8 protein-coding genes and 1 tRNA gene are annotated in these 14,139 nt (G+C 44.1%); 5 read left to right on the top strand and 4 right to left on the bottom strand.

Translation table 11 applies throughout. From position 1 onward, the window contains the following. Positions 1-40 precede the first annotated feature (40 nt). From NZ848_RS10045 to NZ848_RS10030, 4 genes are all read left to right on the top strand, one after another. Positions 41-1,222: a TlpA family protein disulfide reductase gene (locus tag NZ848_RS10045; protein WP_259015381.1), complete on the top strand. Its 1,182-nt coding sequence runs from the start codon at positions 41-43 to the stop codon at positions 1,220-1,222. A gap of 117 nt (positions 1,223-1,339) precedes the next feature. Beyond that, positions 1,340-3,553: a peptidase domain-containing ABC transporter gene (locus NZ848_RS10040; RefSeq protein WP_259015380.1), complete on the top strand. Its 2,214-nt coding sequence runs from the start codon at positions 1,340-1,342 to the stop codon at positions 3,551-3,553. Beyond that, a complete protein-coding gene (locus NZ848_RS10035; RefSeq protein ID WP_259015379.1) occupies positions 3,553-4,992 on the top strand; it encodes an HlyD family secretion protein in 1,440 nt (479 codons plus the stop codon). The genes NZ848_RS10040 and NZ848_RS10035 overlap by 1 nt, the downstream gene beginning before the upstream one ends. Before the next feature lie 10 nt (positions 4,993-5,002). Beyond that, on the top strand, positions 5,003-6,307 hold the full coding sequence (locus NZ848_RS10030) for a TolC family protein (RefSeq protein WP_259015378.1): 1,305 nt from the start codon (positions 5,003-5,005) through the stop codon (positions 6,305-6,307). 28 nt (positions 6,308-6,335) lie between these two features. Here the strand turns inward: NZ848_RS10030 and NZ848_RS10025 are convergent, their stop codons facing one another. From NZ848_RS10025 to NZ848_RS10010, 4 genes are all read right to left on the bottom strand, one after another. Then, entirely contained in the window at positions 6,336-9,563 is a 3,228-nt protein-coding gene (locus tag NZ848_RS10025; protein WP_259015377.1) for a type I restriction endonuclease subunit R, read from the bottom strand. A gap of 76 nt (positions 9,564-9,639) precedes the next feature. After that, positions 9,640-10,812 (bottom strand): restriction endonuclease subunit S, encoded by a 1,173-nt coding sequence (locus NZ848_RS10020; protein ID WP_259015376.1) that lies wholly within the window; start codon positions 10,810-10,812, stop codon positions 9,640-9,642. Next, positions 10,805-12,343 carry a type I restriction-modification system subunit M gene (locus tag NZ848_RS10015; RefSeq protein ID WP_259015375.1) on the bottom strand — a complete coding sequence of 513 codons (1,539 nt, stop codon included), beginning with the start codon at positions 12,341-12,343 and terminating at the stop codon, positions 10,805-10,807. Before NZ848_RS10015 ends, NZ848_RS10020 begins: the two co-directional genes overlap by 8 nt. 216 nt (positions 12,344-12,559) lie before the next feature. Continuing rightward, positions 12,560-12,637 (bottom strand) — tRNA-Val (locus NZ848_RS10010). Positions 12,638-12,895: 258 nt separating this feature from the next. On the opposite strand from NZ848_RS10010, the gene uxuA reads away from it, so the two are divergent. Further along, positions 12,896-14,092 (top strand): mannonate dehydratase, encoded by a 1,197-nt coding sequence (gene uxuA / locus NZ848_RS10005; RefSeq protein WP_259015374.1) that lies wholly within the window; start codon positions 12,896-12,898, stop codon positions 14,090-14,092. Positions 14,093-14,139: the final 47 nt, after the last annotated feature.

The following is a 14,139-nucleotide window of genomic DNA, read 5'->3' as shown; positions in this document are numbered from 1 at the left end:
AATAAATGGTACTTATGTACTTTGTCAAATTAAAAAATATATGAATTCTATTTTTCTATCTTTTTGTATTAAAAGAATATGGTACGTATGTTTTTACTCAACCATCTTGTTTGAGTCAATGAGTTGTTTCGGGCAACATAATTTTGTAGTTGAAGGAAAAATCAATGTTTCTGATGGGCAAATTTTACTCATTCCGGCTATTCCTTCAGACTCAATTGATGCAACTTTGGATATAAGAAGCTACGCTGCAAATATAACCAATGGAAGCTTTACTATTAAAGGCGAGTTAGGTTATCCGACCTATCCCTTTATTTTTAAATTTTGCAGCAAAGATACATGCCGTTATTCATCTGATTTTTTTGTAGTTAGAGAAGGTACACAGATGGCCGAAATTGATTTAAAATCTCCTATTCCGTTAGTCAATAATGAGATAATGAAAAGTTATTATGACTCTTACGCTTATTCAAATTACAAACGTTTATTGAAAGATATTACTTGGTTGCAGACATTTTCTGATAGTATCACGGCTGCTTACCCGACTCCCGAGCTGATTCCAGACAGCCTGGCAAACGTATGCAAGCTCATCAAAGAAAATCACATTGAAAGAGCAAGCGTGATAGAAAATAATACTTGCTCTATGAAGGACCGCAATTATTCTTTTTGGTATTTATACGTTCATTTTTACCAAAGAGGTATTCAGCCAGGGTATGAGTATTTTTTGGAAAGATATATGTCCGATTCTGTTATTGGCAGAAGCTTTATTGGGAAAATATTGGCAGCAAAACTAAATGAAGCCAATATCGTAGGAATAGGTAAAAAATTTCCTACAAATTTCGAATATAAAAATCTGACCTCCGGAAAGTTTGAAAAGATAAATACGGAACAAGGGAAGTACACGCTTATCGACTTTTGGCATTCTGCCTGTGGAACCTGCGTTGAACAGTTACGTGAATACAAAAAAATTTATCCTGAATACTCAGCTAAGGGTTTTCGGATTATTTCTGTTCCCGGAGATTGGACTGGTAATCTTGATAGATTAGATATAGCATTAAGAAAATACAAATTCCCTTGGCCGGAATATCTTGATGAAAACAGAAAGATTACTACAGCTATAAACATAATAGCTTATCCGGCTAATTTCTTAGTGGATAGCTCAGGAACGATAATTAAGAAAGATTTAGAACCCGAAGAAATAATTAGGTTTTTAGATAAGAATTTATGATAAACAAGAATACTGGGTTGGATATTAACTTTTCAGGAAAAAGGCTCATTATATTAGACTAAATCTAGTAGAAAACCTTGGAAAAACTTTTGAATGAAAAACTAATTGACTAAAAATGTGCTAAATAATAAATTCCCCTACTATAAACAACTGGATGCGATGGACTGCGGACCCACCTGCCTGCGCATGGTGGCGAAGCATTACAAGAAAAATTTATCTATTCAGACACTGCGCACGAAAGCAGAAATCGGCAAAGAGGGGGTTTCTTTGTTGGGTATTGCGCAAGCCGCTGAAGACATTGGCTTCAAAACGCTGGCTGTTAAGGTAAGTTTTGAGAAGCTGACTACAGAAGCACCTATGCCATGTATTATTCACTGGCAGCAGAATCACTTTGTGGTTGTGTATAAAATTACCAAAAGCCGTTTTGGTAAAGATTTAATGGTACATGTTGCTGACCCCGGAAGAGGTTTACTAACGTACTCAAAAGATGAGTTTTGTCAGGGCTGGCTGGCCTCAAAGAAGAACAATGAAGAAGAAGGTATAGCATTGCTTCTGGAAACCACATCCCGGTTTTATGAAGATGAAGGCGAAAAAAACAGGGGGCTTGCCATTGGCATGCTCTGGCAGTATGTCTGGCGATATAAAAGCTTACTGGTTCAGTTGGGTCTGGGTTTACTGATTGGCTCAATTTTACAGGTTATCTTCCCTTTTCTCACCCAATCTATTGTTGACACGGGTATTCAAACACGCAATTTGCATTTCATTTACCTCATTCTGATTGCCCAGGCCATGCTGTTTTTGGGCAAGGTATCGGTTGATTTCATCAGAAGCTGGATACTGTTGCATATCAGTACGCGCATTAATTTATCCATCCTGTCTGACTTCCTGGGCAAGTTATTGAAACTCCCGATTGCATTTTTTGACTCAAAAAAAACTGGTGATATCCTGCAGCGCATCGGCGACCATCACCGGATAGAGTCATTCCTGACGGGGTCTTCGCTCAATGTCTTGTTTTCGATGTTCAATCTGGTAATTTTCAGTTTTATAGCTGCTTTTTATAACCTCACCATTTTTAGTATTTTCATTGTTTCCAGCATTTTATATACCCTCTGGATAACCGTTTTTCTTCGGTATCGCCGGAAAATGGATAACAAGCGCTTTGCGCTGGCCAGCCAGAATCAGAGCAGCCTGATACAGCTCATTACCGGGGTGCAGGAAATAAAAATGAATAATGCCGAATACCTGAAACGTTGGGAATGGGAGAATCTGCAGGTTAAACAATTTAAATGGAGTATCAAAAGCCTGGCAATAGGGCAATACCAGCAAGCGGGCACTCTCTTTATTAATGAAGGCAAAAATATCCTGATAACTTTTCTTGCGGCCACGGCCGTAGTAAACGGGCAAATGACACTCGGTGGCATGATGGCCATGCAATACATAATGGGGCAGCTCAATGGCCCGATTGAACAATTGATACAGTTTATACAGCATTGGCAGGACGCCCAGATCAGCATTGAGCGGCTCAATGAAATACATGAAATTGACAATGAAGAACCGGAAGAAAAAACCTTTGTAAAGTATCTGCCGCAAAACAAAGATATACAAATTAAGAACCTGAGTTTTACGTATACAGGCGCAGGTAATGAACCTGTTTTGAAGGATATCAGCCTGAGCATCCCCAATGGCAAAGTAACAGCAATTGTAGGTACCAGTGGCAGCGGAAAAACTACTTTGCTTAAATTACTGCTTAAATTTTATAACCCCGGCAAGGGAGAGATTAAACTGGGCGATACTGCCCTTAATAACATCAGTCCGCGTGTATGGCGCAGTGTATGCGGAACTGTTTTGCAGGATGGCTTTATCTTCTCTGATACCATTGCCAATAATATTGCCGTAAGTGACGAAACCCCCGACATACCTAAATTGCTGCATGCCGTAAAAGTGGCCAATATACAGTCATTTATTGAAGAGCTGCCATTGAGTTATAACACCAACATAGGCGCAGAGGGTAGCGGAATCAGTCAGGGGCAGAAACAACGGTTATTAATTGCACGCGCGGTTTATAAAAACCCCGATTTCATATTTCTTGACGAAGCCACCAATGCACTTGATGCCAACAATGAGAGCGTAATTATGCAAAATCTGAACGAGTTCTTCAAGGGCAGAACAGTTGTGGTGGTGGCGCACCGCCTCAGTACGGTAAAAAATGCCGACCAGATTGTGGTGCTTGAAAAAGGCGAGATTGTTGAAACCGGCACCCATGCCGAGCTTACCCAAAAGCATGGCAAATACTTTGAACTTGTGAAAAACCAATTAGAACTAGGAAACTGATGGGAAACAACAAAGATACAGCAGGAGAATTATCAGAAAGTAGTCTCACAGAGTTGGTTGGTGGTAAAGACGTAAGCTCACCAGATTTGCTGAATAGTGGGTCTGACGGGCCACCTGTGCCTCCGGTCTTCTATAAAGGCGGGGGTGGGGGAGGCGACAACCATTCCAACCTGCCGGAGCTACGTAATAGCCAGGTTGATGAGGTGTTGAATCAGCCGCCTGCCTGGCTGGTGCGCTGGGGTGTAAGCGTGTTCTTTTTTGTTTTAATGATTTTGCTGGGTGTTGCCTGGTTTGTTGAGTACCCGGACCTGGTGGGTGCACCCATGATGGTTGTGTCAGACAATACCCCTAAGTCTGTCAATGTGAGAACTGATGGCCGATTGACCCGGCTACTGGTAAAAGAAGGAGAGACGGTGAAGCAAGGCGCGCACCTGGCGTATCTGGAGAGTACGGCCAATGTAGATGAAGTGTTTTCTTTAGAAGCAAACGTTAATCAACTGATACAATTATCGCTTGAAAACGATTTTGCCGGTATCCACCGGGTCAGGGTTCCGCTGTATTTTTCATTGGGGGAGTTACAGAAATCATTTCAGACCTTTCAGGAAGCGCTGGTGCGCTCACAATCGTCCATGCCTGACGGCTCTTATCTCAAGAAAAAAAGTGCCGTAAACAGAGACATCAATACCCTGGAGCGTATTCAGCAGAATACCAGAGCCCAGCTTGAACTACAGGAAAAAGATCTTCAGATGGCATTAGAAGAGGCACAAAGCCAACAAAGGCTGAGCGACAAAGGCTTTGTGTCTAAACAGGAGGCACGCAATGCCCAAAGCCGCTACCTCAGCAAAAAGCAGGCCTTTGAGCAGGCCAAAGGCTCGCTTGATAACAACTCAATGAGCAGGAATCAGAAGCAGCAGGAGTTGATAGAACTAGACAAAACCATTGAAGAACAAAAAAATAACCTGGTGCAGTCTATCAACTCATTGAAAAGCGACATAGAGGCCTGGAAACAGCGCTACGTTGCCATAGCGCCCATTAGTGGCAAAGTGAATTTTCTGACTAGTCTGCAAGAAAACCAGATTTTAAAAGCCGGGCAGGAGTTGCTCTATATTCTGCCTGATGGCACCGGATACCACGGAGAAATGATGTTGGGGCAATACAATTTTGGCAAAGTAAAAACGAATCAGGAGGTGATAGTGAAGTTTCAGAGTTACCCTTTTCAGGAGTTCGGGACGGTTACCGGCAGAGTGGCGTATATATCGGATATTCCCAAAGACACTGTGTATGTAGTAAGGGTTAATTTTCCGGGTGGCTTAGTAACCACTGCCGACAAGAAACTGCCGTTCAGAAATGGTATGACAGCCACAGGGGAAATAATAACCGAGAATCTGAAACTGATTGAGAAATTGTTTTATGATATCCGGAAAACCATGAAACGTTAATCCCAAGCTTATGTCATTTCGTAAATTAGTATACCTGCTTTTGTTTTTTTGTTGGGCAATGGGGGTATCTGCACAAAACAGATTCAGCCTTGAGCAATGTGTAGAATATGCCTACAAACAAAGCTTTGATATCAGACAGCGGCTTTTAAAAATAAAGCAGACCGAAAACGCCTTGCGGCAATCAAAGCAAGCGGTATATCCTAATCTGTCAGGGTCTTTTTCTCAGGGCTTAAGCTCCGGAAGAAGCATTGACCCCTTTACAAACGATTTCATACAACATACCATTTCTTCTAATTCAGTTAGTTTTGGCACTAACGTTATGCTTTTTAACGGTTTCGCGCTGAAGAATCAGATATTGCAGAATTCATATAATCTACAGGCCGACGAATGGGATATGCAGCGGGGTAAAGTAGAGTTGCGCAACCGCATAACCCTTGCTTATATGCAGGTATTAATGAGCCAGGAACTATGGAAAATTAACCAGGAGCAGGTGCGAAGTATGCAGCTACAGATAGATAGAGTAAAAGAACTGGTAAAAGAAGGCAATATGCCCCATACTAACCTGACTGACCTGGACGCACAACTGGCAACGGCTGAGTATGAGGCTTTAAACATGAAAAGTAATATTGAGTTAGCCAGGCTGGCACTGGCGCAGTTGATGGCTTACCCGACTTACAGCTCGTTTGAAATTGAGCCAGTGCCTTTTTATGAAAAAAACATCGTTATTGATGAACAATATTTGCAGGAGGTAACGGCTGCCTTCAATGACCAGCCAGTTATAAAAAATGCCGACTGGCGCTTGCGCAGTTCGGTTGTAGGTATAAAAATAGCGCAGGCGGCCAGGTATCCTAGTGTATCGTTAGGGGCGGGCATGGGAACGGCCTATTCAAGCGCGGCAGCAAGAGAGTATAATTATTTTAATCAGTTGAATTTCAATCTGAATCAATATGCCCGTTTGAATATAAACATACCTATTTACAGCAACGGACAGGTGAAGGGCAGAATAAACAATGCCATTATCAGCCAGCAGATGGCAGAAACCCAGTTGTCGCAATCGAGACTTCAGCTAAAGCAGGAGATAGAACAAGCCTACCTTACCGCCAGAATAGCCCAGGAAAAACTCACCAGCGCCCAAAGACAATTGAATGCGCAGCAGACAGCGTTTGATTCGGCCCGGGAGCGATTTCTGGAAGGCCTGATTCATGCCATTGAGCTTAATACTTTCCGGCTGAATCTCGAAAAAGCCAATTCAAACTTCATACAGGCCAAATATGAATTGCTTTTCCGCAAAATGCTGCTGGATTATTACCGGTAGATGGCAGGGTATTGCTGACATAAAAAACTTAGCCTGCTATTTCATTGGCCATCTTTTCTGCCTGTTTCAGTACGGTGTCAGTGGCCAGCAATTGCATATCTGGCGGGTATCCGTATTTTCTTAATAATCGTTTTACTGCTACTCTCAAGCCAGACCTTACACTTTCTTTGATTGTCCAGTCAATAGTTGCGTTTTTTCTGATGGTCTCTGTCAGCACAATGGCCAGTTCCCGCAGCTTTTCTTTCTGCATCAGTTCTTTGGCGCTATCGTTATTGGCAACTGCTGTGTAAAATCCATATTCATACTTGGTAAGGCCCATTGCTTTGGCCTCATTGTCCATTTTAACTATTTCCTTACTTATGGTAATTATCTCTTCCAGCACTTCGGCAGAGGTAATTATTTTATTATGATACCTTCTGATAGAGTTTTCAAGCATCTCCATCAGGTGTTTACTTTGCACCATATTTGTATTGGCTCTAGCCTTTATCTCATCGTTCAGTAGTTTCTTTAACAACTCAAAGGCCACATTTTTATGCTGCATTCCTTTCAATTCCATCAAAAACTCTTCCGAAAGTATCGATATATCCGGTTTTTTAATACCTGCGGCATCAAAAACATCAACCACTTTTTCTGAAACCAGCGCTTTGTCTATCACCTGCCTGATGGTGGTTTCAATTTCTTCATCCGTTCGCCCCGAACCCCTGCTTACAAACTTCACTACGCAAGCCTTTACGGCCTGAAAAAACGAAATCTCGTCTATGACATCCATAGACTCATTAGTCGGATTAGCCAGTGCTAAGGCTCTTGACAACGCCGTTACTTCGTTAATAAACCGTATTTTTTGGTCTGGGGGCTGCATAATAAAGTTTTCGGCAGCCAGAATCAGCGATAATTTCTTCGACGTATCAGCCTCAAAATAATGCTTATATTCAAAACCATGAAACATGGCAGCCACCACTTCCAGTTTCTCCAGCATCAGTTGCACCGCCTTTTCCTTTAGCTCGGTCGGGTCGCCTTTGCCGCCTGCATTCGTATAAAACGCCAGGGCTTTTTTCAGGTCTGAGGCTACGCCCAGGTAATCAACCACCAATCCACCGGGTTTGTCTTTGTAGACCCGGTTTACCCTTGCAATGGCCTGCATCAGGTTATGCCCCTGCATGGGTTTATCAATGTAGAGGGTGTGCATACTGGGGGCGTCAAAGCCTGTCAGCCACATATCGCGCACAATTACCAGCTGCAATTCGTCGTCCGGGTTTTTCATTCTTTCAGCTAAAACCCTTCGTTGCTCTTTGGTGGTATGGTGCCTGGCTATCTGGGGGCCGTCTGATGAGGCCGAGGTCATCACCACTTTTATCACGCCTTTATTCAAATCATCCGAATGCCAAGCTGGTTTCAGGGCAATAATGGCCTCATACAGTTCGGCGGCAATCCGGCGGCTCATGGTAACTATCATCCCTTTCCCTTCAAACACTTCCTGTCGCTGGCAAAAGTGGGTTACTATGTCTCTGGCAATATTGCTTATCCGGTTTTGGCTGCCTATCAGGGCTTCCAGTTGTGTCCATTTGGCCTTTGCTTTCTGGGCATTGTTCAAATCTTCCTGTTCCAGCTCATCATCCAGGTCTTCTACCAGTTGCCGGCCTTCGTCGCTCAGGCTTACTTTGGCCAGGCGGCTTTCGTAATAAATACGCACGGTGGCTCCGTCTTCAACGGCCTGGGCTATGTCATAAATATCTACGTAGTTTCCAAAAACAGCCGGAGTATTAACGTCGGTACTTTCAATGGGTGTGCCTGTAAAGCCCAGGTAGGTAGCGTTGGGCAGGGCGTCGCGCATGTATTTGGCAAAGCCATATACTATTTTTTTGCCAATTACGTTTCCGCCGGCATCTTTATCGTCAATGGTTTTGGCTCTGAAACCATACTGTGTCCGGTGGGCTTCGTCGGCTATTACCACAATGTTGGTTCTGTCAGACAGCAACTCATAAACGTTGCCTTCCTGGGGCTGAAACTTCTGTATGGTAGTAAAAATTACCCCGCCAGACGCCACCCGCAGCAAATCTTTCAGTTGGTTGCGGTCGTCGGCCTGTACGGGCTCCTGCCTTAGTAGTTGTTTCGATGCCGCAAAGGTATCAAACAGCTGGTCGTCCAGGTCGTTGCGGTCTGTTATTACCAAAATGGTGGGGTTGCTGAGGGCTAATACTATTTTGCCGGTATAAAACACCATGGTTAACGACTTCCCGCTGCCCTGGGTGTGCCACACCACGCCGCCTTTTTTGTCGCCCGCGGGCTGTTGGCTTACACCCGCCACGCCATAGCTTTCGGGTGGTTCTGCCACTACCGCCATGCCTGTCTGGTAGGGCGCAGGGCTGTATCCGCTTGCCCGCAGGGTAGATTCTACCGCCCGGTTTACGGCATAGTACTGGTGATACGCCGCTATTTTTTTTACGGTTGTAATAGACGTAATGCCCGTTGCGGTATCGGTTTTTTTTGATTTTTCAAAAACAATGAAATGCCTGATCAGGTCAATGAGGGTGGCCGGATTCAGCATGCCCTGTATGAGGGTTTCTAACTGGCTTACCAAATGCGAGGCCTCTGCTTTGCCGTCGGCTGTTTTCCAGGCCATAAACCGGCTGAAACCCGATGAAACGGTGCCAGCCTTGGCCTCGAGGCCGTCTGATATAACCACAAAGCCGTTGTAGGTAAACAAGCCTGGTATAAGGGCCTTATAGGTTTCTACCTGCCTGAAAGCCGAATGCAGCGTGGTGTTGGCATCGGTGGCGTTTTTGAGTTCGAGCAATACGAGCGGAATACCGTTGACGAACAACAGCAGGTCGGGGCGTTTGTTGTGGTTGTTTTCAACAATGGTGTATTGGCTGGCCACCACAAATTGGTTATTAGCCGGGTTTTTGAAATCTATCAGCCATACTCTGTCGCCCCGGTCTTCACCGCCTATACGTACGGTAACGGGTACGCCCTCTGTGAGGAACCGATGAAACGTTTCATTGTTGGTGAGCATATCCGGCGATGCTATCCGCTGGATTTCCCTGATGGCCTCGGCCTGTGCATCAACCGGTATGCCGGGGTTGATTGTCTGAACAGCCGCTTGCAGCCTGCTCATTAACAAAACCTGTGAGTAGCTTTCCCGTTCGGGGTTTGGGCTGTCAGGTGCTACGTCTGGTGCATAGATATACGCATAACCGAGCTGGCAGAGCAGCTCAATGGCCAGGTTTTCTATATGGGTTTCTGTTAATTTAGTCATGCTGCATTTATATTTATAGACCAGCCCTGCGCTGTACTTTATTTTCAGCCCGGTGTTACAGGTTTTGGGCGTTCGTCTAATATTCTACTTTTACTTCACCACTCATCAGTTTGGGTAACAAGGTATCTCGCAAGGCAGTGAGGGTTCTGATTTGGTTATTGTTATTTTTCACTTTAGAAAACCATTCATTTGTTTCTTCTCCAAATTTTACGAGTAATGATATGGGTGGAATTGAAATCTTAATATCGTCGAAGTCCGCCTTTCCTAGATGAATTACTGTTGTTCCAACTTTTGTGTTTTCGTAATAATGTAAATAGGGTTTCATTAAGGAGAAAATGAAAAAGTCAGGAACGTATTTGTGTTTCGGAACAAACTTACATACTCTTTGATTGAGTGCAGATCTTATTCCTGACCAAATATAAAGTCTAAATTCACCATCCATTCCTGCAACTAAGTCTCCATTTTCCAAATTGAATTTTAAATCACAAACTTCTTCAGTATAAACATTAGATTGCCCATCTTTCAAATCCCTAATTCTAATTAATGGCAACCCTTTTTTTTCTGAATTGAAGTATTTTGATTTGAAAGGGAAGCCATAAACAATTTCAACTAATTCATAAATACTTCCCATCTCCCACTCCTCCTTTGCTTCTTCAACAAACCACTGTCTGAAAAGCGTTTCGGCCATTTTTTCTAAGGTGGCATTCTGGCGGTGCAGCAGGTCTATTTTATCATCTAAACTGCTGAGGATGGAGGCAATGGCGGTTTGTTCGGAATATTCAATCCAAGGAATTTCTGTTTGTAAAATCAAATCCGGACTTAAATTTGGTTGACCACTTCCCGCACCAGTATTAAAAAGATAATCTTGAAATTTATCTGTTGTTAAAATATAATAAAGGTAGTCTTTATTAAGATGGACTTCATCACAAATGAATTTTCCTACACGTTGATTCAGGAAGGCTTTATCACCTTTACGAAGTTTTAGTTTTCCAACTCTTCCAACGCTTCCTTGTCCAGTCATTGCAATCAAAAGATCATCATTCGTTAAAAGATATCTTTGAGTTTGAAAATTAACCAATTCTTCAGGTACATAATTTCCATTGGTATCAATTGTTACCACTCGATTCTGAATATTACCTATTTTTATTAGAGGTATTCCTTTATTTACATAATCAGAACTCTTAAAAGCAAATCCTGATAAGAAACTACAACCAATTTCCGAAAGAATCTTGTTTGATATTTCACTCATTGATTTTAATTTTTAAAAGGTTAGCGGCAATGATTTCGTTCAGTTGGGCTTCTTCTTTCAGTTGGGCTTCCAGTTCGGCTTTCAGGGTGCTAAAGCGTTCGGCAAAATCAAAATCGTCTTCATCATCAGGCAGGCCAACGTATCGGCCGGGTGTCAGCACGTAGTCCAGCTCGGCCACTTTGCTAAGGGGGGCAGCGGCACAAAAACCGGGTATGTCTTCATAATTACCGCCGGGGTTACGCCAGTTGTGGTAGGTAGCAGTTATTTTCTGTATATCGTCGGCAGATAGCTCACGGGTGCGGCGGTTAATGAGGTACCCCAGGTTGCGGGCATCAATAAACAGTATCTCTTGGCTGCGGTCGCGGTACTTGCCGTTTTTGCGGTTGCGGCTCATAAACCACAGCGCGGCGGGTATCTGGGTGTTCAGAAACAACTTGGCCGGCAGGTTTACGATGCAGTCAATGAAGCCTTTTTCAATTAATGTTTTGCGGATGTCTCCCTCGCCTGATGTTTTAGAGGTCAGCGCGCCTTTGGCCAGCACAACCCCTGCCTGCCCGCTTGGCGCCAGGTGGTATAAAAAATGCTGCATCCAGGCAAAGTTGGCATTGCCTGTGGGCGGGGTGCCATACTGCCAGCGGCCGTCGGTACGTAGCTGTTCGCCGCCCCAGTCGCTCACATTAAAAGGCGGGTTGGCAATGATATAATCGGCCTTCAGGTCTTTGTGGGCGTCGTTCAGAAACGAGCCTTCGTTGTTCCATTGTACCTGCGAGCTGTCAATACCCCTGATGGCCAGGTTCATTTTAGCCAGCCGCCAGGTGGTCTGGTTGCTTTCCTGCCCGTATATAGAGATATCGTTGATGCGCCCCTGATGCTCGGTTACAAATTTTTCAGAATGCACAAACATACCGCCAGAGCCACAGCAGGGGTCGAACACGCGGCCTTTGTAGGGTTCCAACATTTCAACCAGCAGCTCTACCACACTACGCGGGGTGTAAAACTGCCCACCCTTTTTGCCCTCGGCCAGTGCAAATTCACCCAGAAAATACTCAAAAACATGGCCCAGCACATCGGCGCTTCGGGCTTTGGCATCGCCCAGAGCAATGTTGCTCACCAGGTCAATGAGTTCGCCCAGGCTGGTGGGGTCCAGGTTTTGCCGGGCATATACCCTGGGTAAAACGCCTTTCAGCGACGGATTTTCTTTTTCAATCACATCCATCGCGTTATCTACCATTTTGCCAATTTCCGGCTGTTTGGCATTGGCCTGTAAATTACTCCAGCGCGACTCCTGCGGCACAAAAAATATGTTTTCCGAACTGTATTCGTCGCGGTCTTCGGGGTCTGCGCCCTCTGCTTCTTCGGCTTTCAGCACGGCATACCGCTCTTCAAAAGCATCAGAAATATACTTTAAAAATATAAGCCCTAAAACTACGTGTTTATATTCGGCGGCATCAATGTTTTTACGGAGTTTGTCTGCAGCTTTCCACAATTGCTTTTCCAGGGGTTCTTCGGCTGCTACTTTTTGTTTACTCATCGGGCTGGTGTCAGTTGGTTATATCCCGCTAAATTAAAATTTTATTTCTGATTGTGCGAATGACGTATCTATAAAAGTATTGAGGCAATGCTGATGATACCGCCAAGATATACAGGTGAGGGTGGAGAGTAAACTTAAAAACCGGCATTTGAGCAACAAGCCGGGGAGAATGGAGCAAAAAAAAGGTCCGGAAATGCGATGCTTCCAGACCTTTTTTGGTGGGAGTTACAGGATTCGAACCTGTGACCCTCTGCTTGTAAGGCAGATGCTCTGAACCAGCTGAGCTAAACTCCCATATCCCCGTTGTGATTTGGGACTGCAAAGGTGCAGGTTTGTTTTTAATTATCCAAATCCTCGCCAAAAAAAAGTTTAAAAATTTTAAATTTCTTTATAAAATCATATTTCATATTTATTTTGTTTAAAAATGGCCGGGTGTTCAATCACGTCAGTTTTTATTGCCGTCAAAAAAGTACTTATTTTTATCAAAATATTATTTGAAGACTCCGCCCCTAAAACATAATTTTGTAGCTTACCATTTCAACCTTTAATCTTATGGCTCTTGAGCAAACCTGGCGTTGGTTCGGCCCAAATGACCCCGTGAGTTTGTCAGATGTGAAACAGGCAGGAGCAACGGGAATCGTATCTGCTCTGCATCATATTCCTAACGGACAAGTCTGGACAAAATCTGAAATTGAAATCCGAAAAACAGAAATAGAAAAACATGGGCTTACGTGGTCGGTGGTAGAAAGCGTACCTGTGCATGAAGATATCAAGAAGGCTTCCGGCAATTACAAACAGTATATCGAAAACTACAAAGAGAGCCTTGCTAATCTGGCCGCTTGCGGCATTGATACGGTTTGCTACAATTTCATGCCGATACTGGATTGGACCCGCACCGACCTCGACTTCCCGATGCCCGACGGCTCAACAGCCCTGAGGTTTGACATGACCGAGTTCTGCGCTTTTGAGGTGTATATCCTTAAAAGACCCAATGCCGAACAGTCTTATTCAGAGAATCAGCTGCAAAAAGCCAAAGAATGGTTTGATAAAGCCGGCGATACTGACATTCATCGGCTTACCAGAAATATCATAGCCGGGCTGCCGGGCAGTGAAGAAAGCTTCACGATTGATGCTTTCCGCGATACACTTGATACCTACAAGTATGTGGGCGAGGCAGAACTCCGCAAGAATCTGTATAGCTTTATTCAGGCCATTACTCCGGTGGCCGAAGAAAACGGTGTCTTATTATCTATTCACCCGGACGACCCTCCGTATCCGATTTTAGGTTTACCACGTGTGGTGAGTACTGAAGCTGACGCTAAACAACTGTTGGCAGCAGCCGAGAGCAAATACAATGGCTTGTGTTTTTGTACAGGCAGCTATGGCGTAAGAGCCGATAACGACCTGGTGGGTATGGTAGAAAGATTGGGTAACAGAGTAAACTTTATCCATCTGCGAGCAACCAAACGGGATGCCGAAGGGAACTTCCATGAAGCTGACCACCTGGCTGGTGATGTTGATATGTATGGAGTAATGAAAGCCCTGCTTACCGAGCAAAAAAGAAGAATAGATGAGGGCAGACAAGACATAAGGCTGCCATTCAGACCTGACCACGGCCATAAAATGCTTGACGACCTGAACGCAGCTAAGCGCACCAACCCCGGCTATACTGCCATTGGCCGTTTGCGTGGCCTGGCTGAGTTAAGAGGCCTTGAATTAGGAATTATTCGTTCTTCGTTCAGTAGCTAATATTGCTTACCTTTGTTGGGTATTGCAGATAATTAAAGATTTTAAAA

The sequence above is a fragment of the Emticicia fluvialis genome (assembly GCF_024793945.1).
Lineage (GTDB): Bacteria > Bacteroidota > Bacteroidia > Cytophagales > Spirosomataceae > Emticicia > Emticicia fluvialis.
Note: the sequence above shows the minus strand (reverse complement) of the source record. Positions and strands in the feature narration are given on the sequence as shown.

Bases quoted from the DNA above. Each gene is read 5' to 3' on its own strand.
- NZ848_RS10045 (WP_259015381.1), top strand. From the start codon at position 41: ATGAATTCTATTTTTCTATCTTTTTGTATTAAAAGAATATGGTACGTA.
- NZ848_RS10035 (WP_259015379.1), top strand. From the start codon at position 3,553: ATGGGAAACAACAAAGATACAGCAGGAGAATTATCAGAAAGTAGTCTC.
- NZ848_RS10030 (WP_259015378.1), top strand. From the start codon at position 5,003: ATGTCATTTCGTAAATTAGTATACCTGCTTTTGTTTTTTTGTTGGGCA.
- NZ848_RS10025 (WP_259015377.1), bottom strand. From the start codon at position 9,563: ATGACTAAATTAACAGAAACCCATATAGAAAACCTGGCCATTGAGCTG.
- NZ848_RS10020 (WP_259015376.1), bottom strand. From the start codon at position 10,812: ATGAGTGAAATATCAAACAAGATTCTTTCGGAAATTGGTTGTAGTTTC.
- NZ848_RS10015 (WP_259015375.1), bottom strand. From the start codon at position 12,343: ATGAGTAAACAAAAAGTAGCAGCCGAAGAACCCCTGGAAAAGCAATTG.
- uxuA (WP_259015374.1), top strand. From the start codon at position 12,896: ATGGCTCTTGAGCAAACCTGGCGTTGGTTCGGCCCAAATGACCCCGTG.